Source organism: Phytobacter sp. RSE-02 (genome assembly GCF_040578655.1).
In the GTDB taxonomy this organism is placed as follows: domain Bacteria; phylum Pseudomonadota; class Gammaproteobacteria; order Enterobacterales; family Enterobacteriaceae; genus Phytobacter; species Phytobacter diazotrophicus.
Genome location: NZ_JBEULY010000003.1, coordinates 284,286 through 308,599 on the forward strand (window position 1 = coordinate 284,286; position 24,314 = coordinate 308,599).

The following is a 24,314-nucleotide window of genomic DNA, read 5'->3' on the forward strand; positions in this document are numbered from 1 at the left end:
ATCCACGGGTAGATGTTTGATGACATAATGCCAGAGTCAAGTCGGTCTAATGGGCAGAGTAAGGCATAAAAACACGGGGTTTTCGCGATTTGAGAAAAGGAAGAGTGCATGTACTTATCCGCCAACGATATACTACCGCGTGGGTCAGAAAAGCTGCTTTTGCTGCATATGCCTATAAAAAAGATATAAAACATAATTAACACAGGGATGATAACCATGCTGTTCAATCAGGAGCAGAGACGTCATCACACAATGATGTGTCTCGCAGCAGTACTGATTTATCATTTTTTTTTCTTTATTGTGGCATTGCTACCCAATTATGCCGCGCTCTATCATTCAGGTTTTGCTGCGCTATTTGTCGGCCTGGCCGTGAGCTTGCCGTGCACACTCTTGCTCTGGCGATGCTACAACCATCACTACCCTTTTATGCCGTTGGGGCAATTTAACCCCGGTTATTTCGCATTGGGCCTACTGGCTATCATCGCACTCAATATTGTCTGGCAGTTTTTGGGTATCGAAGAAGAGTGGGTGGCATCGCTAAAGAGCTACTCGGTTTCTGCGCGTTGGGGGCTGGCGTTCGCCATTTGTTTTATTGCCCCGTTTTGTGAAGAGGTGATTTTTCGCGGCTTCTTACTCAACGCGTTTCTCCGCTGGGGACGCTTTGCCAGGCAGCAGAGCATCGTGGTGACTTCGGTAGCCTTTGCGCTTATGCATACGCAATACCACGCGCCAGCCACCTTTATCTGGCTGTTTACTTTTTCGGCTCTGCTTTGCGTGGTAAGAATGTCATCCGGTGGGCTACTGCTGCCAATGCTGCTACATATGCTCAATAACACCGCTTCATTTTCCTTGTCCACGATGAGCTAAAAAAACGGGAAGCATTGCTGCTTCCCGTTTTATCAGTATGGCTCAGTGCAAGGGCATCAGAAACCGAGACTGTCGAGCAGATCGTCAACCTGATCCTGGCTTGCCACCACGCCCGCTTTCGTCGCATCAAGCTGCGGCCCATTGAGCAGACTTTCGTTTTCACGTTTCGGACGCGCAGACTGATCGGGAATGTTTTCGATCAGCACCATCAGAAGCTGTCGTTCAATTTCCTGAATCACATCCATCATACGCTTGATAACCTGACCGGTAAGGTCCTGGAAATCCTGCGCCATCATGATGTCTAACAGTTGCGCGTTGGTGAAGCTGGTGTGTCCCGGCACATCACCGAGGAATTTACGGGTGTCGGTCACCAGTTCACGGGCATCTTTCAGCTCGATAGGATTTTCAAACCACTCATCCCAACGCTTGGACAGGGATTTGGCCCCTTTTTCCATCGCATCCTGATGCGGTTGCGACGCCTCGACGCTATTGAGTGCGCGTTCAGCTGCCTGCGCGGTCATCTGCACCACGTAATCAAGACGATCACGGGCATCAGGAATGGCTTCCGCCGCTTCAGCAATCGCCTGATCCAATCCCAATTCACGTAAACTGTCACGCAGCATACGTGTCAGGCTACCGATACGGGCAATGATATCGCTGGCTGAATGTTCTTCCGTAGGTTTAATTGAAGGTTGAATCATCGTCCAGTCCTCACATGCCGAGTTTCTCGAAAATCTTACCGAGTTTCTCTTCCAGGGTTGCAGCAGTGAAAGGTTTCACTACATAGCCGCTCGCGCCAGCCTGAGCCGCCGCGATAATGTTTTCTTTTTTCGCTTCTGCCGTGACCATCAGTACCGGCAGCGAAGACATGTTGCCGTCAGCACGAATCGTCTTAAGCAGTTCCAGTCCGTCCATGTTCGGCATATTCCAGTCGGAAATGACGAAACCAAAACCACCGGTCTGGAGTTTGTTCAGCGCGTCAACGCCGTCTTCGGCTTCCTCGACGTTGTTGAACCCCAGCTCTTTTAACAGGTTGCGCACGATACGACGCATCGTGGAAAAGTCGTCGACAACCAGAAATTTGAGCTCTTTATCCGCCATAAAACATCACTCCTCGTTAAATACGTATTGCCTGTCCGGCACTAATTTTTGCCAACATCTGCTGGCTTACCTGGCTAAGATCGACCACTTCGCTGACGCCACCCATATTGATAGCTTCGCGCGGCATGCCGAACACCACACAACTTGCCTCATTTTGTGCAATGGTCCAGGCTCCAGCCTGGTGCATCGCTAACATTCCGGCCGCACCGTCATTGCCCATCCCGGTGAGGATAACCCCCACGGCATTGCGTCCGGCGTATTTCGCGACCGAATGAAACAGTACATCCACAGCAGGACGGTGACGGTTCACCGGCGGCCCATCGTGGATCTTAATCTGATAGTTTGCCCCGCTACGCGCCAGCTCCATATGCTTGTCGCCCGGCGCAATATACGCATGTCCTGGCAGGACACGCTCACCATCTTCCGCCTCTTTCACGGTAATCTGGCACAGCTTATTCAGGCGTTCGGCAAACGAACGGGTGAAGCCTGGCGGCATGTGCTGCGTAATAAGAATACCCGGACTTGACAGCGGCAATGGCTGGAGTACATGACGAATTGCCTCTGTTCCTCCGGTTGAAGCGCCAATGGCCAGTAATTTTTCCGAACTTAACAACGGACCAGACTTCAACGCTGCCGGGGCTGCCGACATGGGTTTATGTGCCGCAAGGCGCGCGCGCGAGGCGGTACGCACTTTTTCGGCGATCATTTCGCTGTAGGCCAGCATCCCTTCGCGAATACCGAGCTGGGGTTTAGTGACGAAATCAATCGCTCCTAACTCCAGCGCACGCAGCGTCACTTCCGAGCCTTTTCCCGTCAGGGAAGAAACCATTACGACCGGCATCGGACGCAGGCGCATCAGTTTTTCCAGGAAATCCAGACCGTCCATCCGCGGCATTTCCACATCAAGCGTCAGCACATCAGGGTTAAATTTTTTAATTAAATCCCGTGCAACCAACGGATCCGGCGCCGTCGCCACCATTTCCATATCGCTGTGGCTATTGATAATTTCGGTCATGATTTGGCGCATCAATGCAGAATCATCGACGGACATTACCCTGATTTTACTCATGCTTTATCCTTACTCAGCGCGTAAACGGTTTGACCACGCAGGCTAAACTCACGCACAAGGTTGCTGAAATTCTCCGAATGCCCGGCAAAAAGTAGTCCGTCAGGCTTAAGCAATGGCGCAAAACGATGCAAGATATCCTGCTGCGTCGTTTTATCAAAATAAATCATTACGTTACGGCAAAAAATCGCGTCAAACGGTCCAGGGACGTTATATTGTTTATCGAGCAAATTCACCGAGGTGAAGTCAACATAATTCGCCAGTTCCTGACGCACGCGCACCAGACCGGCATGGGGCCCGGTTCCGCGCATGAAGTAACGCTGTAGCTGTTGCGGCGACAGCGTTTTCAATTCATCCTGGCGATATACACCGTTACGGGCTTTTTCCAGCACTTCGGTATCGATATCGCTGGCAATTACCTTGAAACGACCCGGCGCCATGCCGAGTGCATCTGCCAACGTAATCGCAATCGAATACGGCTCTTCACCGGTCGACGCCGCGGCACTCCAGACGCGGTATTCACCGGTACGCTTGCGGGCATGCTCCGCAAGGACCGGGAAGTGGTGAGCTTCCCGGAAAAAAGCCGTGAGGTTAGTGGTCAGCGAGTTTATAAAAGCCTGCCACTCGGCGCTATTTTGGTTCGCTTCCAGCATGCTCAGGTAGCGACCAAAATCATCCAGCCCAAGGGTGCGTAAACGACGAACAAGGCGGTTATAGACCATGTCCCGCTTGTGGTCGGCGAGCACGATCCCTGCGCGTTGATAAATCAACTGACATATTCGACGAAAATGCGCGTCAGACAGCGCAAGACGCTGAGTCATCTGTTGCATGAGTGATGACGTTTGCCCGGTAGGCATTGATGATGTCATAGCGCCTTCTCATTCTGATTTAGGATACAACTGGTACTCCTTTGGGGAGTACCGCGTCTGATGTAACGACATGTTCTTCTAACTTAAACACAGCCACCAGAGAGGTCAGATGATCTGCCTGATGCGCTAACTGATCGGTTCCCGCGGCGGCTTCTTCAACGAGCGCCGCATTCTGTTGGGTCACCTGATCCATCTGACTTACCGCCAGTGCGACCTGCTCAATACCCCGGCGCTGTTCATCCGAAGCAGAAGCAATTTCGCCCATAATATCGTTCACCTGGGTGACAGAGTGGACGATCTCCATCATGGTTTTCGCAGAGGTATCCACCAGCACAGATCCCTGCTCAACACGTGAAACCGACTCTTCGATCAGGCCCTTGATCTCTTTGGCAGCCTGCGCGCTTCGGCTGGCGAGGTTACGCACCTCCCCGGCCACCACAGCGAAACCACGTCCCTGCTCACCTGCCCGCGCCGCTTCTACCGCCGCGTTCAACGCCAGAATATTGGTCTGGAAAGCGATACCGTCAATCACGCTGATAATATCGCCAATCTTTTGCGAACTGGCGGCGATCTCATGCATAGTGCTTGCCACATTCGACGCCTGCTGCCCGCCTTTACGCGCCGTTTCCGCCGCGCTCTGTGCCAGACCAGATGCCTGACGGGCGTTATCGGCGTTTTGTCCCACGGTCGCTGTTAACTGTTCCATGCTGGCCGCCGTTTGCGCCAGCGACGCCGCCTGTTGCTCGGTACGCGCCGACAGGTCGTTGTTGCCTTCGGCAATCTCCGAGATACCGGTATGCATCGCGTAGCTGCCGTGACGCACCTCGGTCACGGTAGAACGCAGTGCGGTCTGCATCTTTTTGAGGCTGGCAAAAATGGCCGAAATTTCATTTTTACCCACTACCGCAATCGGTCGAGCCAGATTGCCCTCGGAAATACTGTCAAAGTGACTACTGACAATGGCCAGCGGCTGAACAATCATCTTACGCGACCACCACAGCGCCGCCGACGTCAGCAACGCCGCCAGAACGACCACCACGGCAAAAATCACCGCTGAGCGCTGGTAATTGCTTTGACCCTCTGCCTTAGCGGTCTCCACAAAGTGGTTAATATGCTGCTGCCAGGCGGTAAAGTTTTTATCAAATACATCCTGCGACTGCTGAATCGGCGCCGACATAAAATCGGATAGCTGGTTGCTTTCAAGCCACGCGGCCTGGTGTTCCAGATCGCCATGCCATGCCGTATAAGCCACTTTCGTTCCGTCCTGCAGACGCTTACCTTCATCGGTCAGCGCCGGGATACTCAGAAACTCATTAATACTGTTATCGGCATCTTTCAGATTATCTTTCGCCTGTTTCATTAGCGCTTTGATATCGTCCGGCGGATAACTCAGCGCCGTTAACGTACCGGCTTTATTCAATGATGTACTGGCTTGTAATAACCAGGCGCGGGTTTGCATCAATGCGTTGCGCTGGATGTTACTTTTTTCAACTTCTGATAAATGGGCGGTGCTTTGACGAAACGCCCAAAACGACAACCCGTTGCTCCCTACCTGCAAAATGCCACAAACGATCAAGATCAAAAAAAGTGTCGTAGAAATTCGAATACGGTTTAACATCAACGCTCCCATCAGGCGGCAAAATGCCGCGGGTTAAAGCAGTTAAAAAGTTTCCCAGTTATCGTTTTGTCCGGTCGTTAGCTGACGGGCTCTGGAAGGAGCCGAAGTAATGGCTGCCGCCGGATTAAGCGCTCCTTGCGCGGTTTTTGTAGGGACAGAAGAGAGACGGAAAGTAGAAACCGCTTGCGTCAACCTGCTGGCTTGTTCTTCTAATGCAGCCGCAGCGGCGGCAGATTGTTGTACCAGCGAGGCGTTTTGCTGCGTGACGCGATCCATTTCGGATACCGCCAGCGCAACCTGGTCGATGCCACGGCTCTGTTCATCAGAGGCCGAAGCAATCTCACCCATAATGTCGTTTACACGGGTTACTGCACTCACAATATCGCCCATCGTCTCACCAGCGCTTTCAACCAGTACCGAACCGGTATCCACGCGGGAAACAGAGTCTTCAATCAGGGCTTTGATTTCTTTTGCCGCCTGGGCGCTGCGGCTGGCAAGGTTACGTACTTCGCCAGCAACCACCGCAAAGCCACGGCCCTGCTCACCGGCGCGGGCGGCTTCAACCGCCGCGTTGAGGGCAAGGATGTTGGTCTGGAAGGCAATACCGTCGATGACGCCAGTAATATCGGCAATTTTTTGCGAACTGGCGGCAATGTCATGCATGGTTTTCACCACGCCATCCACCACTTTACCGCCGCGTTCAGCGGTTTCGGAGGCGCTCTTCGCCAGCAGCGATGCCTGACGGGCGTTTTCGGCGTTCTGTTTCACCGTTGCGGTCAGCTCTTCCATACTGGCCGCCGTCTCTTCCAGCGCCGAGGCTTGTTCTTCGGTACGGGATGACAGGTCATTGTTGCCCGCGGCGATTTCGCTGGTGCCAGAGTGAATAGCATCAGAACCGGCACGCACATTGGTTACCGTATCAATCAATGAGCGCTGCATATGGTCAACGCTTTGGGCCAGATCGGTAATCTCACTGCGCCCTTCAACCACCAGCGTGTCGGTCAAATTGCCGCTGGCGATTTCACGAATGTGTTTAATGACGGCGGTCAACGGCGCCAGCAGAATGCGGCGAATGCCGTACCAGACCAATGCCAGCACAACGACCAGGGCCAGCGCGAGGGCCGCCATCTGCCATTTTGCAAAGTTATAATCACTCACGCTTTCGTCATAGGCTTTGCGATACAGCGATTCGCTTAACTGGGCATATTTGCCCATCGCATCACCGAGACCGTTTTGCATACCCTGCGTTGGCTGCGCAAAGTAGCCATCCATGTTGCCGCCTTCCAGAAACTGCACCAGTTCCGTCAGTCCCGCCGCATAGGTTTTATACTTTTCATCCAGAGTTTGACGCGCCTCTTCCATCGCGGGTACAGATGGCATGGCACGGAAGGCATCGTAGTGTTTTGCCGCATCAGCCAGGCTGGATTTCGCGCTTTTTAATAAATCTGTTTTAGCGCTACTTTGTTGGTTGTTCGGGTCCATCATCATTCGCGCAGATGAACGGCTCAGGTTGATACGTGTTTGCAGCATCAGTTCCCAGGTTTTTGTCAGTTCGGTCTGTTGCATGCGCAGATCGTTGGAAACCGCAAAGCTTTGCTGATTTTGATTAAGAGAAGAGAATAAAAGCCCGCCCGAGAGCAACTGCAGCAGCGCAAACACTACCAGTACACTCATCAGCATTGTGACAACGCGAATACGGTTCAACATGCTACACCTTCCTGAAAACTTGTTAACGGTGTTATCGGCAAGGGGCTATAGAACTTTACATTTGCGAAAGGGAATTAAACCGTCTCAATATTAACCGTAGAAATCTCCTTCGTCTGGAATGTTAAAAAGCGATAACTCAACTAAAAAGCGAGATCGATTAGTAATGTGTCACTGTATGTTCCTCCCGGTGGGGTCGTCTGATTCGGCATGACCTGCGCCGTATAGTTATAGGTGCGTAACGTGCCATCAGTGCTGATCGATGAAGACGTCCCACTGGACCAGCGCTCCGCCCCCGCAGCCCCCCAACGGGATGATGTGCTGCCTTTATAGATTTCATAACTCAGCCGATTTAAACCGTTTGCCATCTGTCGTACCGTCCCATTGGCATTGTTGCCATTATTGATACCAATGGTATAGGCATACCCTTTAGTGCAGGTCACGCTAATCGATTGTGAAATGGCGGGGAACGCCTTCGCGATTGGCGCACTGCCGAAATTGACATTAGGTGCTGAAATCGCAGTGCAATCGTTGGTCACTGTCATGCTTACCGTAAGATTCAGCGCCAGGTTACCACTTTGCAACTGCGTACAACCGGTTAAAATGGTCCCCACCGCGCATATGTTGTAGTAGAGATTCAGGTTTAACGTCCCCGCATAGGGACCGGCCGAAACGCTTTGACCGGTCACAGTGCGTAAAAAGAGTGGCAGCGTATAGCGCTTCGATCCCAGTACCGTCAAAAGAAAAGTGCCATTCCAGGTATAGCCAGCCCCACCGTTCGTGACTTCACCCGACGAACAGCCAGACACACCGCATAATTTCACCGGGATGGTATCCGTCACCGTTAAATCATCGGTACGCTTCATCGCCCCACGACTGGCAACCAGCGTTGAGGCCCCTGTCATAGTGAGTGTTGCGTAGTCATTTGTCAGAAGCGACAGCGCGGAGTCGCAATCAAGATAGATATTGGTAGACACCGGTTGCTCGGCGCTATTGAGGGTAAAAGATGTCACTGACGTGCCAAATGACGGGCTGGTATTCGATAAACTGGCGGTACAGGCAGCCCAAACCTGTGCGCTCGTTACCGACAGTAATAACAGCATTAACAGGATACGACGCATCAGTTGCTCCTCTTACACACAAGCGGGCCGTACGTTTCCAGCTTATGCTCCGGGTTGGCATTCAGGGTCAGGTTAGCGGTGCAGCGTGTGTCATCGGGTAACCGGACATTAAGCACACTGGCTTCATCCAGATTTTCCAGCCAGGCAATACCGTCATAGCCCACAATAGCTGTCGGTTTGCCCTGGCGACTCACTTCACTGGTGAGCGGTAACGGGTTGTTTTGCTCATCATGCAGGATCACACTCGCCACCCGCTCGCGCACCATTGGAAACTCCACCAGATAGCCTGAGTAACGACGCAGAGCAAGCCGCCGCTCGGTCTCAATGATCTGCGTGTCGGCGGGTAAATTCAGGGTGTCAATGCTGTAATTGGCCGGATAATACGAAGACACGCCGCTTATGAGCAGGTAGCCATTTTTATTCGTTTTTCCAATGAGTTGATTTTCATAATTTACCGGAATTTCCGGCTCTCCCCCCGTACTCACGACCACAAAGGCATCATTGATTCTTTTGGCGAAGAAGAATTCGTTATCCATCAGTACCAGCGATCCCATCGCCTCCCCCCACCATGTTCGCATGTCGCTGTAGCCGTACATGCCCCCCTGCAGTTCAACGTTGTTATTGCGCCAGCCGAGCGTTCCTTGTTGATAACTGTCGCCTTTGGTCTGTCGCGCCAGCGCCATATTCCAGCTCAAACCACCGTAAGAGGGCATCGAATGTCCGTAGTTAATCCGCTGCGCCGTGCCCGCATCCGCAGTGTTATCTACGCTCAGAGACACGCTGTCCCGATCGCCGAGCGGAATTTGTACCGAGACTGCGGCGTTCCAGTCACCGCGCCCATTCTCACGGCTTGCCGAAACATAAATATTGCTGTCTCCCCACAGATTCCGGCTCCATGAGAGGTTAAGCAATTCAGTCTTGCTGTTGTCAAAATTGCGAACGCCAATCCATGCCGCGCCAATATTGCCAAAATCGCCGAGATTAAAAGAGAGTGAGTATTGGTCCGTTTTACGACTCAAACTGGCTATTGGCGGCGTGTTATTGTCATTGGGATGGTCGTAATAGAAGTTTTGTTCATACAGCGCCAGGTTGCCGAAACCGCGATCGCGACGGATATGCTGCGTGGCAATGCTGAACATACCGGTACTGTACTGATATCCCCAGTTCAATTGACTACCACTGTCGCCCCGCATCTGACTTTGCGTCCATGACGAATTCACCACCCCAAGACGCCACAATTTCGCGACAGCGCCCACGCCGCCTAGCGCCAGTTTCTGCGCCCCTTCCCCATGAGCCTCCAGCGTCAAATAATCTGTCAGGCCGTAGCGATAAGACGCACTTCCCACCATGGAGCCATAGTCGAAACTGTCGATACCGTAATTACGCCGCAGCCCCCCCAGCGTTGCCGAACCATCACTGAGCCCCTCTTTAAGCAACTCGCTGGCGACATAAAACGGCATGGTGGTACTGACCTTGCGCCCTAAAGCATCGGTGGTGACCAGTACTGCATTCCCTGCACCGTTTATATAAGGCAAATTGGTCAGGGTAAAAGGGCCTGGCTCAATTTGTTTCGACCCGGCGCGGTAGCCATTAATGAATACATCAACCGAGGTCGGAACCGCCGCCTCGCCGGAAAATGACGGAATGGGCCAGGTCACCAGATCAGGACGCAGTGAAAAGTCACGCCCATAACTGATCCCCCCTACGCGTACGCTGTTACTCCAACTTAGCGAGTCGGAAATCACATCCCCCACACTCCACTGGATAGCCTTGTCTTCATCAGTCAAATGGAGGGTGGTGTCATAACGGGTATAGCCATCCTGTTGCGCAGGTTGACCCGAAAGGCGGGAGATGGCTGTCCCGGTCGTGGAAAACGTCATATTTCCGGAGAAATAGCGAAACTCATGCCAAAGAGAAGCACGTGTACCGATATTTTCCGTGTTATTGGTGTAGACATCATAATTCAGCAGCGCGCCACGCCCATTGGGTAAGGGGCTACGCTGCTGTCCGCCATTGAACGCGGTAAACCGCTCCGGCAACCACCCATCAGGAACAAACAGCAATAGCCGCTGACGTTCGCTATCGTAGTCAGTGCGCACGTTGGGTAACGCTGACACGTTTACCTCTCCCTGAGGAATATAATCCGCAGATATTCCGCAACGCTGCAGATCGGCGCTGGCGACAAAATAAGCACTGCCACGTCGCGTCACCGGTACAACCTGTTGCGTATCATAATGATTTATGACCAGGTTTAGATGAAACACCACCTGTTCATTCACTACTTGTGCATCCGGCGGCGGCGGAAGTGTGTCATCGCCCTGCTGTGCTCTGACATTAGCCGAATTGCCTAGCAGCATGATCATCGCCGGGAAAATTACCTGGCGGGAGACTGCCATTCACTTTCTCTGGCATTGATTGTCGCTTTAAGCTCGACAGGGGCAGGCAACCCGGCAGGGAGCGGCCAGGAACGCGTTTCCCCTGGCAGAACATAACCCAGCAGTCCGTCAGCAATGACCCGTGTTTGTCCACCTTGTCTGGCAGAGACAGCCGTCAATCGAACATGCACATCACCCTGGTTACGTATCTGCAGCGCAGGTTTTCCATTTTCTCGTACGACTTGCCAACTGAGCTCGCGCGGATCCACCAGCGCATGGTTTGCACTCTCAGGATAAGTAGTAATCCCCTTGCCATAAACAAAGAGCGGGATGGAGTAACGCATTTGCAGTTTGATACCCATCTGTCCCTGAGATGAGCCGGCTGGAGGGATTTCATCAACAATGATTCGGTATGCCTGTTCTGTGCCTGCGGGTATCTCCGTCTGTTTTATCAGGCGGATAAGCTGCTTAGTCCCTTTTTGTATGGTGACAATGGGCGGGCTGGCGACCACATCCGTCTGCGGTTGATAGCGCTCATCGCCACGCTCCTGGCGCCAACGGACGATACGCACCTGCATGGTTGCTGGCGTGTTGCCCTGGTTCTGGATCCACAACTCGGTGGCTTTATTCTCTGATCCTAACCAGGGATCAATCGGCCAGAGTAAGATTGTGGCTGCCGCATTGGCGTCTCCCATCGCAGTACACAGCATCATCATTAAACCTGCCGCCCTTGCGGCGCCGGAGGTGACGCTCATTTCCCTTCTCCCTTTACCATGTCAATGTCACAGTCAATTGATCAGAATATGTTCCCGCTGTGCCGAACGGGGACAGTTGCGCGGCGCCAAAGATGCTGAGCGCGATATTATTGGCATCGCTATAGGTGACTGACACCGACTGATTAACACCAATTTCTGTGTTTGCCGCCAGCGAGCTACTGCGGTAAATGCGATACGGAACCCGCTGTGTTCCACCGTTTAGCTGCATATTGCGTACCGTTGAGTAATACATCCCACCGTTGATGCTCATGGTTAAGGCAACACCCGGCGTGCAGGCGAGTGACATTCCGGCATTCGGTACAAAGCTGGTGGAGATCTGGCCGCTCTCCACCCCCGTATGAGTACCAAAATCAAGTGCGCCCAAAACCCCACCGACGCCTCTCGTTACAGAACATCCGGGTGTAATGGTCGCTCCAACGGTAAAAGTTTGTTGCGTCACCGTGACGGCAACCGCAGGCCCTGGCAGTACACTCATGCTCAGCGATAGCCCAAAAATGGCGTGCAACACCCCGTGACTTCTCGCAAGAGAAGCGCACTTTCCTTCTGGTTGCATCATATTGACGCTAGTAGGTCACGCTCACGTTTAGGGTGTCCGTATAGGTCCCGGGCAATACCGTTACGCTGTTACCCCCGCCAGTAATGCGGCCATACAACGTGTAAGAATCCACTCCACCGCTGGTGGTGGTTCGCGGGATGGCGGCACCGTTAACGATCTCATTACTGAACGCGCTGTCGCTAAAAACGCTGTACGCCACCCCTTGCGTGTTCGTTGGCGTTGCGGAACGCAAATACCGTGCCACTGTACCCGGCGTTCCCACCGTAGTGCCTGGTGTTGCAGTATTGGTGTTGCCGGTTATCTGGACGGTATAGCTGGTGGTCGTGCATTGAATAGTGAACGAACTGCCGCCAGCGCCCGTGTTAGAAAGTTGAGTGGTCAATTGAGAAAATGTGGCGGGATTTGTACCGAAGTCCAGTGTACCGAAGTTGATACCGCTTTGAGAGGGAGAACCATTAATTAAACATCCGTTTGATAATGTCAACGTCGCCCCAATAATACCGTTACTGGTAACCGCATCGGCATTATTTACCGACAACGTCACCAATCCAGTTAACAGGATAAGGCGTATTTTCTTCATATTATATCTCCGGGAAAGGCGAGCGTTCATTCAATATAAAAGAGCAACGTCATTAAAAACGGATGTGCGTAACTCAATAGGAGTAATAAGAAAAATTTAGTTGATGTCCAACGCTTCAACCACTGAATATGACCAACACCCTCAAAGGGTGCGTTAGTATATATTTTGATTGTTTTTCAATAAGTTAATTATAATGAAGCGTAACGAGAAAGAAATATGAAAAGGATATATTAGCAATAATGTGATAAACATCACAATATATGGTATAGCGTAAATTCACCATTAGCATATTAAAAATGCTGATTCGCACTGGTGCAATCACTGAAATTAAGCAGCACTTAAACTTTAAAAAATAAGTTTATTGTTTATTAACTTTATTATGATGCTCGACCATTTTTTAAAAATAAAAAGCCCATACCAATTGCAGGCCTTAAAAAATGACTTCAACCTGCTAAATTTAATAATTCACACTGACATAAATAGTATCTGAATAGTTACCGGGTGCAATCGCAGTATTTTTACCACCGCCGCGGATGCGGCCATACAGCGTGTAATAATCCACACCGTCAACTGTCGACAGACGAGGAAGCGCTGTGTTATTGGCAATCTCGTTGTTAAAACTACTGTCACTATAGAGACTGTAGGCAACGCCCTGGGTGCTATTACTGGCGCTTCGCAGATAGCGTGCCGTAGTTCCGGGGATACCAACAAGCGACGTGGGAGCCGTGGTGTTGGTAGTACCGGTTATCTGTACACTGTAGCTATTGGTGGTGCACTGGATCCCAAATGCATTCCCACCCGGCCCGCTGTTCGACAGTTGCGTAGAGAGTTCGGAAAAGGTGGCGGAATGGTCGCCAAAATTGAGCGTACCGAAGGAAATACCATTCTTGCTGGCGGAACCATTAACCAGGCAGCCGTTCGTCAGCGTCAGGGATACGCCAAGGGTGCCACTGCTGCTTGCCGAAACCTTAACCGGTAACGCCAGCGACAATATGCAGGCCAACAGAAACAGATATTTTTTCATAGTACAGTTCCGGAAAAAGCGCAGTTTATTCATCACGCAGTAACAATTTAAAAATTGCACTTCCATCGCTGCATAACACCGGGCATTCCTAAAATTGCATGTCACTGACAAATAAAAAATTATAAATATCTATGTTATTCAACAAATTACTGAAAGTTACTTACCATTTGACGTAAATTAGAATTCAAATAATTCAGTTGCGTAACTGATTCTATAATATAGGAAGTTAAGCCGAAAGAAAACATTATTTATGTACACTAAAACAAATTCAACGCTATGCTGCCATCTGTCTCTTTTAAAGAAACCCCATATATGTAATGCGTCATTATTCAGTAAATACAATGTGCCGTGTGTATTAACACGCAACATAACGGACATTCACATCATTTATCGTCAGGTATTTCTTTGCGTCGCTATATTTACGGTGATAAATACAGGAATCAGGACAGATGAATAAAAAACAAAAAGCGCGAGTGAATGGCAGGAAAGGAAAGAAAACCCCCACGCGATGGCGCAGGGGTTTAGGGACGCGCGATTAGGCGACGTGGGTAGCTGCGATATCCAGCAGTGCCATCTCGTCGCTGTTCAGCAGTTTTTCGATGTTGACCAGAATCAGCATACGCTCACCCAGTGCGCCAAGACCTGTCAGGTACTCGGTGGACAGGGTAACCGCGAATTCCGGTGCCGGGCGGATTTGATCCGCAGCCAGCGACAGCACGTCAGATACGCCATCGACAACAATCCCAACCACGCGCTGACCAAAGTTCAGGACGATGACCACTGTGTTATCGTTGTATTCAACGTCAACCTGGCAGAATTTCACACGCAGGTCGACAATAGGGACGATAACGCCACGTAAGTTAGTGACACCCTTGATAAAGTCAGGCGTGTTGGCGATACGGGTGACCTGGTCATAGCCACGAATCTCCTGCACTTTCAGAATATCGATACCGTATTCTTCATCGCCCAGGGTAAATACCAGGAATTCCTGGCCCGATGGCTCGCCAGCCAGTTTTGTTACATTGCTCATACCGGTCATGTTTTTACCTTCTTTTAACTCAGTCAGGCGGCAGTGTGCGCCACACGTTGTTCACGGTTTAATCCCTGTAGTGCCGAAACATCAACAATCAGCGCAACGCTACCATCACCAAGGATGGTTGCCGCAGAAATTCCCGGCACTTTGCGGTAATTGCTTTCAAGGTTTTTCACTACTACCTGATGCTGACCAATCAATTGATCAACCAGCAATGCATAGCGACGACCGGCGCTTTGCAGGATAACGACAATGCCCTGCGTAGCTTCGGTTTTCGCGCCATTAACATCAAATACCTTCCACAACTCTACCAACGGCAGGTACTCGCCACGCACTTCGAGTACGCGCTCGCCACCGGCCAGTGGGTGCAAATCTTCTTCGCGCGGCTGCAGCGATTCCATCACCGCGTTCAGCGGCAGAATGAACACTTCATCGCTTACTTTAACGGACATGCCGTCAAGGATTGCCAGGGTCAACGGCAGCAGAATGCGGATTGTGGTTCCTGCGCCCTGACGTGATTTGATCTCAACGTGGCCGCCCATCTCCTGGATATTACGTTTCACCACGTCCATGCCCACACCACGCCCGGAGACATCGGTCACCTGCTCAGCGGTGGAGAAGCCCGGAGCGAAGATCAGCATGCCGACTTCTTCGTCGCTCATGTTTTCGTGCACCGGCATACCCTGCGATATGGCTTTTGCCAGGATACGTTCACGGTTCAGGCCTGCGCCATCGTCGGTGACTTCGATGCAGATATTGCCACCCTGATGTTCTGCGGAAAGGATCAGGTTGCCAATTGGTGATTTACCCGCTGCAACACGTTTTTCCGGAACTTCAATCCCGTGGTCAAGGCTGTTACGCACCAGGTGCGTTAACGGGTCAATGATGCGCTCAATCAGGCTCTTATCCAGTTCCGTTGAGCTACCTTGCAGGGTCAGTTCAACCTGTTTATCCAACTTGCTCGCGAGGTCACGCACCAGACGCGGGAAGCGGCTGAATACATATTCCATCGGCATCATACGGATAGACATGACCGATTCTTGCAGATCGCGTGCGTTACGCTGCAACTGCGTCATGCTGGTAATCAGGTCGCCGTGGGTGACCGGGTCAAGTTCGTTCGAGCGCTGAGCCAGCATCGACTGCGTAATAACAAGCTCGCCGACGAGGTTAATCAACTGGTCAACTTTCTCTACCGCAACACGGATACTGGTTGACTCACTGGCGCGGGCCGGTTTTTCACGACCTGCGGGTTGCTCTTTGGCGACCGCTTTCAGCGCCGCGACAGGTGCTGCCTGGACAACCGGGGCCGGGGCCGAAACCGGGGCCGCTGCCGCTTCTGGTGCGGCCTCTTCAACGGCTTCAACCGCTGCAGCTTCCGCAGACGCGCTTTCCGCAGGTACGCTGGCGTTTTCAAAGGCGATCTGGTCTGCTTCTATAACGAAGCACAGCACCGCAATGATATCATCCTGGCTTACACCGCCATCCAACGTGACGCGTAAGGTATCCGTCCCTTTTACAACGTCGGTGAGCGTACCGAGGTTACCCAACTCTTCTTCCAGAAGGCTGACTTCGTTTTCTTTTAGACGCGACAGCACAATACGCAGCTTTCCGTCATCGGCCGGGCTCGCCGGAGCGGCAGCCTCAGCGTCCTGTGCGGCGCTTTCAACAACGGACAATTTGGCGCTATTGGCTGCAGCCGGAACAGCTTGCCCTTTGGCTTCCAACGCTAATTGACGCAACGCATTGCAGATATATTCAAAGCTGGCGGCATCTGGCTCCGTAGAGCTTTTATAGGCATCGAGCTGTTCCTGCATAATATCTTTGGTTTCCAAAAACAGGTTAATGATGTCAGTGTTGAGCTGCATTTCCCCACGGCGGGCTTCATCAAGCAGGTTTTCCATCAGGTGCGTGGTTTCCTGCAAAATGGTGAAGCCAAACGTGCCTGCACCGCCTTTGATAGAGTGGGCGGCACGAAAGATGGCATTGAGTTGTTCAGAGTCCGGCGCTTCTGGCACCAGGTCTAACAAATGCTGCTCCATGTCGGCCAACAACTCGTCAGCTTCATCAAAGAACGTCTGATAAAAATCGCTAATATCCATGCTCACGCAATCACCTCGACTCGGGTTGTGGCGATGTTGTAACTGCCGCCGCAGGCTCGGATGCTGGCGCTGGCGCCGCTTCTGCCTCCGGCTGTGTAATGACGCTTATTGGCACATTTTGGCTTTCGGCGTTTTCATGCAGAATGGCTTCTTCTGCTTGTTTGTTTAGCACCAACAGGCTGATACGGCGGTTGATCGCCTCATTCGGTCCGCGCTCTGCCAGCCTCATTGTGGCTGCCATGCCAATGACTCGAAGCATTTTTCCATCGTCGAGACCCCCAACAACCAGTTCTCGTCGCGAGGCGTTTGCACGATCCGCTGAAAGTTCCCAGTTGCTGTATCCTTTCTCACCGTTGGCGTAGGGATAGTCATCGGTGTGTCCGGAAATGCTAATTTTGTTCGGAATACCATTCAGTACCGGTGCTATAGCCCGCAAAATGTCACGCATATAGGGCTCCACTTCTGCCCGGCCGGTTTTAAACATCGGGCGGTTCTGGCTATCGATAATCTGAATACGCAAACCTTCCTGAACAAGATCGATCTTGAGGTGCGGGCGTAAAGCACGCAATTTCGGATCGGCTTCGATCAGTTGGTCCAGATCGCCGCGCAATTTTTTCAGCCGCGCTTGCTCCATGCGTTGTTTGAGATCATCAATGTTCGGCTGTTTTTTAACTTCGCCCTGCTGCTGTGTGTAGTCATCGCCACCGCCCGGAATCGGACTGTCGCTATTCGAAATTCTTGGTCCACCCGTTACCGCTGTTGCAAGGGGTGTACGAAAGTATTCGGCAATCTGAATCAGTTCTTTAGGGCTAGAAATTGAGATAAGCCACATAACCAGGAAAAAAGCCATCATCGCCGTCATAAAGTCGGCATAGGCTATCTTCCAGGAGCCGTGCGCTCCCCCGCCATGTCCTTTATGTTTTTTACGTCTTACGACGACGATAGGATGGGACTGATTTTTCATGCGTCCTCAGTCGTTGTCTGTTGGTTAGGGTTTCTTACCGCGCGCACATGCTCATCCAGTTCGACAAACGACGGACGTTCGGTTGAGTACAGCGTTTTACGCCCAAACTCGACGGCAATTGGCGGCGCGTAGCCGTTCAAATTCGACAACAGTGTGATCTTGACGCACTGCATCATTTTGGTCGTTTCGGCGCTTTTCTGACGCAACACGCTGGCCAGCGGAGAAATAAAGCCGTACGCCAACAAAATACCAAGGAAGGTTCCCACCATCGCGTGAGCAATGAGCGCACCAAGCTCCGCCGCCGGACGGTCCGCCGAGGCCAGTGCGTGAACCACGCCCATAACCGCCGCAACGATACCAAACGCGGGCAACGAATCCCCTACCGCCGCCAGGGCGTTGGCCGGGACTTCCGCTTCGCTTTCGTGGGTTTCGATCTCTTCGTCCATCAGCGCTTCAATTTCGAAGGTGTTCATATTGCCGCTGATGATAAGACGCAGATAATCAACAATAAATTCAAGCATGGTGGCATCGGCAAGGATGCGCGGATAGCTGGCAAAAATCTCGCTCTCTTTCGGGTTTTCGATATCCCGTTCAAGGGAGAACATCCCCTGCTGGCGAGACTTCGCCATCAGTCGATAGAGCAGCGCCAGCAAATCCATGTACATACTTTTTGTGTATTTTGAGCGGCGAAACAGCAAAGGTAACGCCTTGATGGTGCCCTTGATGGCTTTACCATTGTTGCCGACGATAAACGCACCGATGCCAGCGCCGCCAATGATGATAAGCTCGGACGGTTGATAAAGTGCGCCAAGGTGCCCGCCGGTCATCATATACCCGCCAAGGACAGCACCCACAACCACTATGTAACCTAATACGATAAGCACGACATCATCCTTCCGCTAATGACTATGGCAAGGAAGACAAATCGCAGGGTTTTCACGACAGGCAGGGAAAAAAAAAGCAGCGGTATAACTTCACCGCTGCTGGAGTTTGTCCCACACCTTGTTCGGTCAAACAGCCTGATCGATCTGTTCTTCCAGCAGTTGTGGAATAATATCGGCAGCATCCCGGGAAAGTTTACGTCTTTTTACCGCACGAGAAGGCGGCTGGCATAAACTACAGGCGAAACTGCCAACAGGCTGATGCGCGTGGGTGATAAAGTTACCACCACAGCAGTTACAGCGAGACAACTCCAGCATTCCGCTTTCCACGAAACGTACCAAAGTCCAGGCACGAGTCAGAGCCAGCAGTGGCCCTTCCTCAGGCTGAGGGCATTGTTCGAGATAGAGTCGATAGGCTTTAATTACCGCATCAACGCCGCTGCATAACCCGGTTTTTAGTAAGAATTGCCAGGCATTACAGAACATTGAAGCATGAATATTTTGCTCCCACGTCATAAACCAGTCGGTGGAGAATGGCAGCATACCTTTCGGCGGCGGGCTACCACGCAGCTCTTTGTAAAGCTTAATGAGACGACCACGGCTCAGTTGCGTCTCACTCTCCAACATTTGCAAACGTGCGCCCAGCGTGATCAGTTCCATTGCTAACTGAATGTCGCGGGCTTCTTGAACAATACTTTTCTCGCTCATGATTACGCCCTTTTCTTCCGGGCTGGTTCACCTGATTGGGTGGATTCATTCAGCAGACGAGTAGAGAGCAGAATGCCGGTATGGATTTGCTGTAAATCATCCACACGGGATTCCTGAGTCAGACGCGTAATGGTCTGATGGTTGTCAAAGCGGAACTGACAAATAACTTGATTTGTTTCAGCGAGCTTAACCATCTGTGGAAGAGTTAACTCTCCCAGCGTATTCGCCATTTCTTCGTTAACACCTAAGCGGAACATGGCGGACGCTTTGTCCTGACTAATTAAACGCTGAGCAAGGAGCAGATATGACAGATTGATGTCATAAATGTGTTTCAGCAACTCGGATGTATGCATTTTTCCCATCCCGAATAACCAACTTGTATCTTATGCGGACAAACCGCACCCCGTGATGTCGCCGGGAAAAAACCCGGTATAAAAAGAAAGGCTAAATGCATAACAGACTTAGGATCTCGTGCGGCAGGTCTCTCGCTCAAATGTTTTTACCTTGCCACACTCTTAATCATTTCTTACAAAGAACTAAGATTTTTCCTAATTCGACGCAACTGTACTCGTAGGTGCTGAGACATACAATGTGACCAGAGTGAAATTTTGGAAAAAATGTGATCCACGTCACATAATTTACGCATTTCCTGGTAAGAAATCTATCAGTCCTGCTTCTGAATTGATTATTTTTTGTTCTAACAATCCATTTTTCTATTCTTTTAATGCGAATACTCATTCATATGACATATCGAAATACGGCGCAGTGGTCAGCGGTGTACTATCTTTAGGCGTTTAAAATACGCAATTCGTCTCTAATAAAGAAACAATAATAAATACCTTTATAAAACAAGAAATTAGAAATACAGCCACGCTTATTAATTGCCGCCCGGGATCATTTTAAATTTGTTAATCAGGACGATTAATAATTTAGGGATTTAACTTTAAATTCTTAAAATTTCGCTTAAGCACCTAATTCTAATTAAGATGATTAAACTTCAAACTGTCCATTTCATAAGATTAATTAATGAATATTTATGAGTTTCTTCACAAGTTTGTCATATTGGTCTATTGCTACGTTGGCGCAAACGGAGTAATGGTGATATGTGAACCTCATAGATAAGGAGCCAGTCATGGGCTACACGCATCTGTTGGTTGCGGTATCGGCCTCTCCGGAAAGCCACGCCCTGGTGGCAAAAGCGGTGTCAATAGCACGTCCGTTTCACTCCCGCTTAACCCTCATCACACTAACGTCCGATCCCGAAATGTATAACCAGCTTGCGGCACCGATGATGGAGAATGTGCGCGAGATTCTGCAGGAAGAGACGCAACAGTTTATGAATGACCTGGTCAGCCGCGCTGATTACCCCATTGAACAGGTGATTATTACCTCTGGTGAGCTCAGTGAGCACGTGCTGCATACCTGTCGTACACAGGGCGTCGACCTGGTTATCTGTGGGAATCACAATCAGAGTTTTTTTGCGCGAGCAGCCTGCTCCGCTAAAGCGATAGTCGGTTCGTGTAAAGTGGATGTCTTGCTGGTGCCATTAAGCGAATAACCCCTCCCGCGTAACGGAAGGGGCTCTTGTCAGGCCATTTTCGGGAAGGTCGCCACTTTGTTTTGCAGGCTACTCTGAGCACTACGTGGCGTGATGCGCTTTAAATCGCTAATAAACCGTTCTTGCCAGTGGTTGATATCATTTTGCTCAATCACCTTAAGCATTTCAGCATGGCGCGCGATACGCTCAGCCAGCGGCATCGTCAGTGCCCTGTCCATTGCTGCGGCCACATCATCCCGGTCGTAAGGGTTAACAATCAGCGCCGAGGTTAGCTCGTTTGCCGCGCCGGCAAATTGCGACAGCACCAGTACGCCCGGGTTCGCAGGATCCTGCGCGGCAACATACTCTTTCGCGACCAGGTTCATCCCGTCACGCAATGGTGTGACCAACCCGACTTCCGCGTATCTGAAGACTTTCATTAGCACTTTGCGATCAAAGTGCTGGTTCAAGTAATAGAGCGGCGTCCAGCCAAGCTGACCATATTTCCCGTTAATGCGCCCTGCTTCCGTTTCCAGTTGATGACGAATGTCCTGGTAGGCCTGCACTTCACCACGCGAGGTCGGTGCGATTTGCGTATAGCGAATCTTGCCATGATGCTGCGGATACTTCTCCAGCAGCGTTTCATAGGCGAGGAAACGCTCCGGCAACCCCTTAGAGTAATCCAGACGCTCAACGGAGAAGATATTCTTGACGTTTTTCAGCTCGTTTTTCAGTTGCGCCAGTTTGGGTGGCAACGGCCCCGAAGCCTGCTGGGCAATCTCTTTCGGTTCGATACCGATAGGGTAAACCTCGGTCTGGAATGTTTTGCCCCATGCGGTATGGTGCTTACCGCCGCGTGTCGTCAGTCGCGTTTGGATAGACAGACAGTCAAGGAACGCCAGACGATCGCTCTCGGTCTGGAAACCCAGCAGGTCATAGTCACACAACTGCTCAAGCAGTTCAGCATTTGGCGGCAGTGCGTTGAAGATTTCCGGGGTCGGGAAAGGAATATGCAGGAAGAAACCAATACGGTTGTTCACCCCACGCTTACGTAATTCACTGGCAAAAGGCAGCAGATGGTAATCGTGGATCCACAGATTGTCGTCATCTTCTACCAGCGGTAATAACTTATCCGCCAACAGGGAATTTACCCGCTGATAGCCCTCCCAGGCCTCACGCTGGAACTTCACCAGGTCAAGGCGATAATGGAAAGCCGGCCATAACACGGCGTTGGAAAATTGAGAATAATATTGCTCGTAATTCTCTTCGCTGAGGTTAAAGGAAGCCCATGTGATATTTCCACGCGAAACCTTTTTCAGCGGCGCATCCTCATCACCAATTTCACCACTCCAGCCGAACCATAATCCGCCCGTGGCTTTTAATGCTCCCAGAATCCCTACGGCCAGCCCACCTGCGCTGGACTTTTTATCGTCAGGCGGAGCAATGCGATTAGATACTACGACTAAGCGACTCATAGCCATCTCTCCTGTTTGTTAGCGCCTTTTTTTCTTGTTCTTGATGGTCAGTTATACGTTTAAGCCACTGATGGACGTCATTTACACAACCCAAACGCCATTGCGCGTGAGTTGCACCAGCCCCTACTTTCACCGAAATACCTGATTTCGCGTTCACGACCTCAAAGCCGTGCTCATCCGTCAGATCATCGCCGATAAATATCGGTTTTCTGCCCTTAAACGGCGACTCCTGTAAAAACGCGTCAATAGCGGCACCCTTGTTGATGCCAGACGGTTTAAGTTCGATCACACATTTGCCTGGCTGCATCGCCAGTTGGCCCCAGGTCTCCACCATTTTGCGTGCCAGAGCGAAGATTGCCTCTTCATGCTCCGGTGCCTGCCGATAATGCAGAGCGAACGCCATCCCCTTGGTTTCAAGCTCGGCACCCTTAAGTGCGGCCATTCCCGTAGTCAGTGCCTGCTCCAGCGGCTGGATGATCTCTTCTGGCAACGTGACCCGGTGAGTTTGACCGTTGATATCGCGGCGCTCTGCCCCATGAACCCCGGCAAGGGGAAAACGGTAAGGTCTGGCAAGCTTGTCCAGCTCTACCATTGAGCGCCCTGAGATCAATGCCACCGCGCCATCATTCATTTCAGCAAGGCGTGCGAGCCGCTTGAGAACATCCGGCGGAACAAAAACCTGGTCAGGGTGAGGTTTGATATCAGCGAGGGTTCCGTCAAGATCGAAGAAAAAAGCAAAATTTCCGGAAAAGACAGGCGGTTCAGATAACAGGTCAGCCACCCTGGTTTCCTCCTTAATGGTCAACGGTGAAAGGTCTCATACGATAACCTTTCATTATCATTAGCCATGTAAGTATAGACAGTGTGACGCTGCTCGCCATTTTATGCATAACCCATCAACCATTCTGGCGGTTGATGGGTTACTGGAGGTATGCTTAAAGATCAATCATCATAGCGATGACAGGAGGATTACACCGTCCGTTTAGCCTTCTGTTTGTAGCGGTCAAAAATCACCGCAGCCAGCAAGATCAAACCACGCACCACATACTGGGCAAACGGCGAGATGTTCAGCAGGTTCATCGCATTCTCTACCGTCCCGAGAATCAGGATCCCGGCGACCACGTAAGAGATTTTACCGATACCGCCTTTCAGCGAAACCCCACCCAGCACGCAGGCCGAAATCACAATCAGCTCATAACCGATAGAGGTCATCGGCTGACCGCTTGTCATACGCGAGGCCAGGATAATCCCTGCCGCTGCGGATACCAGCCCGGACAGAACAAAGATAATGATTTTCGTGCGCACTACGGGTACGCCCGCAAGACGCGCCGCTTCTTCATTGCCGCCAATTGCCAGCGTGTTTCGACCGAACGTCGTTTTGTTTAACAGGAAACCAAACACGATCAGGCAAGCGACAGTCAGCCAGATTGGCGCAGGCAGCCCCAGCCAGTTGGCATAACCAAGCGTAAAGAAGCTCTCGTCTTCAATACCGACCGCTTTACCATCAGAAATGATATAAGCCAGCCCGCGCACGATTTGCATCGTGGCAAGGGTCGTGATCAAGGCGTTAATTTTCAGCCGGGCAATCACAAAACCGTTAATAAAGCCGCTCACCACGCCCAGCATCAGGCCAGCAAATACGCCCAGCCACAGGCTACCTGACATGTTGATCACCACAGCGGTGGTGACACCAGCACAGGCGATGACGGATGCAACCGAAAGGTCGAAGTCACCGGAGGCCAGACAGAACAACATCCCGCAGGCCACCATGCCGGACATGGAGATTGCAAGCCCCAGCCCTTTCATGTTCACAAACGAGGCGAAGTTCGGCACAAAAACGGCGCAGCCGATAAACAGTGCGGCAAACACCACCAGCATACCGAACTGATCCCAGATGCGGCCCAGGCTAAAGGCCGATGGCGACTTCGGTGCGCCAGAAGAAGTTACAGATGACATCATA

General features: G+C 51.3%; 23 protein-coding genes. 2 read left to right on the plus strand and 21 right to left on the minus strand.

Translation table 11 applies throughout. The annotated features are described in order from the left end of the window. Positions 1-216 precede the first annotated feature (216 nt). Positions 217-867 carry a type II CAAX endopeptidase family protein gene (locus ABU190_RS08240; protein ID WP_354690994.1) on the plus strand — a complete coding sequence of 217 codons (651 nt, stop codon included), beginning with the start codon at positions 217-219 and terminating at the stop codon, positions 865-867. Between the two features lie 56 nt (positions 868-923). Here the strand turns inward: ABU190_RS08240 and cheZ are convergent, their stop codons facing one another. From cheZ to flhD, 18 genes are all read right to left on the minus strand, one after another. Then, a complete protein-coding gene (gene cheZ, locus ABU190_RS08245) occupies positions 924-1,568 on the minus strand; it encodes a protein phosphatase CheZ (RefSeq protein ID WP_039078694.1) in 645 nt (214 codons plus the stop codon). A 10-nt stretch (positions 1,569-1,578) separates the two neighbouring features. Further along, positions 1,579-1,968 carry a chemotaxis response regulator CheY gene (gene cheY, locus ABU190_RS08250; RefSeq protein WP_039078693.1) on the minus strand — a complete coding sequence of 130 codons (390 nt, stop codon included), beginning with the start codon at positions 1,966-1,968 and terminating at the stop codon, positions 1,579-1,581. A gap of 16 nt (positions 1,969-1,984) precedes the next feature. Continuing rightward, a complete protein-coding gene (locus ABU190_RS08255; protein WP_039078692.1) occupies positions 1,985-3,037 on the minus strand; it encodes a chemotaxis response regulator protein-glutamate methylesterase in 1,053 nt (350 codons plus the stop codon). Continuing rightward, on the minus strand, positions 3,034-3,903 hold the full coding sequence (cheR, locus tag ABU190_RS08260; RefSeq protein WP_354690995.1) for a protein-glutamate O-methyltransferase CheR: 870 nt from the start codon (positions 3,901-3,903) through the stop codon (positions 3,034-3,036). The genes ABU190_RS08255 and cheR overlap by 4 nt, the downstream gene beginning before the upstream one ends. 19 nt (positions 3,904-3,922) lie before the next feature. After that, a complete protein-coding gene (gene tap, locus ABU190_RS08265) occupies positions 3,923-5,521 on the minus strand; it encodes a methyl-accepting chemotaxis protein IV (RefSeq protein ID WP_039078690.1) in 1,599 nt (532 codons plus the stop codon). Positions 5,522-5,563: 42 nt separating this feature from the next. After that, entirely contained in the window at positions 5,564-7,228 is a 1,665-nt protein-coding gene (gene tar, locus ABU190_RS08270) for a methyl-accepting chemotaxis protein II (protein WP_354690996.1), read from the minus strand. Between the two features lie 140 nt (positions 7,229-7,368). Next, positions 7,369-8,346, minus strand: a complete 978-nt coding sequence (locus tag ABU190_RS08275; protein ID WP_354690997.1) for a spore coat U domain-containing protein — start codon at positions 8,344-8,346, stop codon at positions 7,369-7,371. Then, positions 8,346-10,742, minus strand: coding sequence for a fimbria/pilus outer membrane usher protein (locus ABU190_RS08280; RefSeq protein ID WP_354690998.1), 2,397 nt, complete (start codon positions 10,740-10,742; stop codon positions 8,346-8,348). Before ABU190_RS08280 ends, ABU190_RS08275 begins: the two co-directional genes overlap by 1 nt. Beyond that, complete coding sequence (locus ABU190_RS08285) at positions 10,721-11,476, minus strand: molecular chaperone (protein ID WP_271850888.1); 756 nt, start codon at positions 11,474-11,476, stop codon at positions 10,721-10,723. Before ABU190_RS08285 ends, ABU190_RS08280 begins: the two co-directional genes overlap by 22 nt. 13 nt (positions 11,477-11,489) lie before the next feature. After that, the gene (locus tag ABU190_RS08290) at positions 11,490-11,972 is read right to left on the minus strand and encodes a spore coat protein U domain-containing protein (protein ID WP_223878805.1); all 483 of its coding nucleotides are present in this window, start codon (positions 11,970-11,972) and stop codon (positions 11,490-11,492) included. Between the two features lie 88 nt (positions 11,973-12,060). Beyond that, positions 12,061-12,633, minus strand: coding sequence for a spore coat protein U domain-containing protein (locus ABU190_RS08295; RefSeq protein WP_271850887.1), 573 nt, complete (start codon positions 12,631-12,633; stop codon positions 12,061-12,063). Between the two features lie 457 nt (positions 12,634-13,090). After that, positions 13,091-13,657: a spore coat protein U domain-containing protein gene (locus tag ABU190_RS08300; RefSeq protein WP_354690999.1), complete on the minus strand. Its 567-nt coding sequence runs from the start codon at positions 13,655-13,657 to the stop codon at positions 13,091-13,093. Between the two features lie 535 nt (positions 13,658-14,192). Then, positions 14,193-14,696, minus strand: a complete 504-nt coding sequence (gene cheW, locus ABU190_RS08305; RefSeq protein WP_039078682.1) for a chemotaxis protein CheW — start codon at positions 14,694-14,696, stop codon at positions 14,193-14,195. A gap of 23 nt (positions 14,697-14,719) precedes the next feature. Next, the gene (gene cheA / locus ABU190_RS08310) at positions 14,720-16,795 is read right to left on the minus strand and encodes a chemotaxis protein CheA (protein WP_354691000.1); all 2,076 of its coding nucleotides are present in this window, start codon (positions 16,793-16,795) and stop codon (positions 14,720-14,722) included. 4 nt (positions 16,796-16,799) lie between these two features. Further along, complete coding sequence (gene motB / locus ABU190_RS08315; RefSeq protein ID WP_296438905.1) at positions 16,800-17,753, minus strand: flagellar motor protein MotB; 954 nt, start codon at positions 17,751-17,753, stop codon at positions 16,800-16,802. Next, positions 17,750-18,637: a flagellar motor stator protein MotA gene (motA, locus tag ABU190_RS08320; RefSeq protein ID WP_039078679.1), complete on the minus strand. Its 888-nt coding sequence runs from the start codon at positions 18,635-18,637 to the stop codon at positions 17,750-17,752. Before motA ends, motB begins: the two co-directional genes overlap by 4 nt. Before the next feature lie 126 nt (positions 18,638-18,763). Continuing rightward, positions 18,764-19,342, minus strand: coding sequence for a flagellar transcriptional regulator FlhC (gene flhC / locus ABU190_RS08325; RefSeq protein WP_039078678.1), 579 nt, complete (start codon positions 19,340-19,342; stop codon positions 18,764-18,766). A 2-nt stretch (positions 19,343-19,344) separates the two neighbouring features. Further along, on the minus strand, positions 19,345-19,695 hold the full coding sequence (flhD, locus tag ABU190_RS08330; RefSeq protein ID WP_228007953.1) for a flagellar transcriptional regulator FlhD: 351 nt from the start codon (positions 19,693-19,695) through the stop codon (positions 19,345-19,347). A gap of 779 nt (positions 19,696-20,474) precedes the next feature. Here flhD and uspC point away from each other — a divergent pair. Continuing rightward, on the plus strand, positions 20,475-20,900 hold the full coding sequence (uspC, locus tag ABU190_RS08335; protein WP_039078676.1) for a universal stress protein UspC: 426 nt from the start codon (positions 20,475-20,477) through the stop codon (positions 20,898-20,900). A 29-nt stretch (positions 20,901-20,929) separates the two neighbouring features. Here uspC and otsA read toward each other — a convergent pair whose 3' ends face one another. The 3 genes from otsA to araH all read right to left on the minus strand — a co-directional run bounded on the left by otsA (position 20,930) and on the right by araH (position 24,313). Then, positions 20,930-22,354, minus strand: a complete 1,425-nt coding sequence (gene otsA / locus ABU190_RS08340; RefSeq protein ID WP_271850883.1) for an alpha,alpha-trehalose-phosphate synthase — start codon at positions 22,352-22,354, stop codon at positions 20,930-20,932. After that, entirely contained in the window at positions 22,329-23,135 is an 807-nt protein-coding gene (gene otsB, locus ABU190_RS08345; RefSeq protein ID WP_354691001.1) for a trehalose-phosphatase, read from the minus strand. Before otsB ends, otsA begins: the two co-directional genes overlap by 26 nt. A gap of 188 nt (positions 23,136-23,323) precedes the next feature. Further along, positions 23,324-24,313 (minus strand): L-arabinose ABC transporter permease AraH, encoded by a 990-nt coding sequence (gene araH / locus ABU190_RS08350; RefSeq protein ID WP_162303309.1) that lies wholly within the window; start codon positions 24,311-24,313, stop codon positions 23,324-23,326. Position 24,314 lies beyond the last annotated feature (1 nt).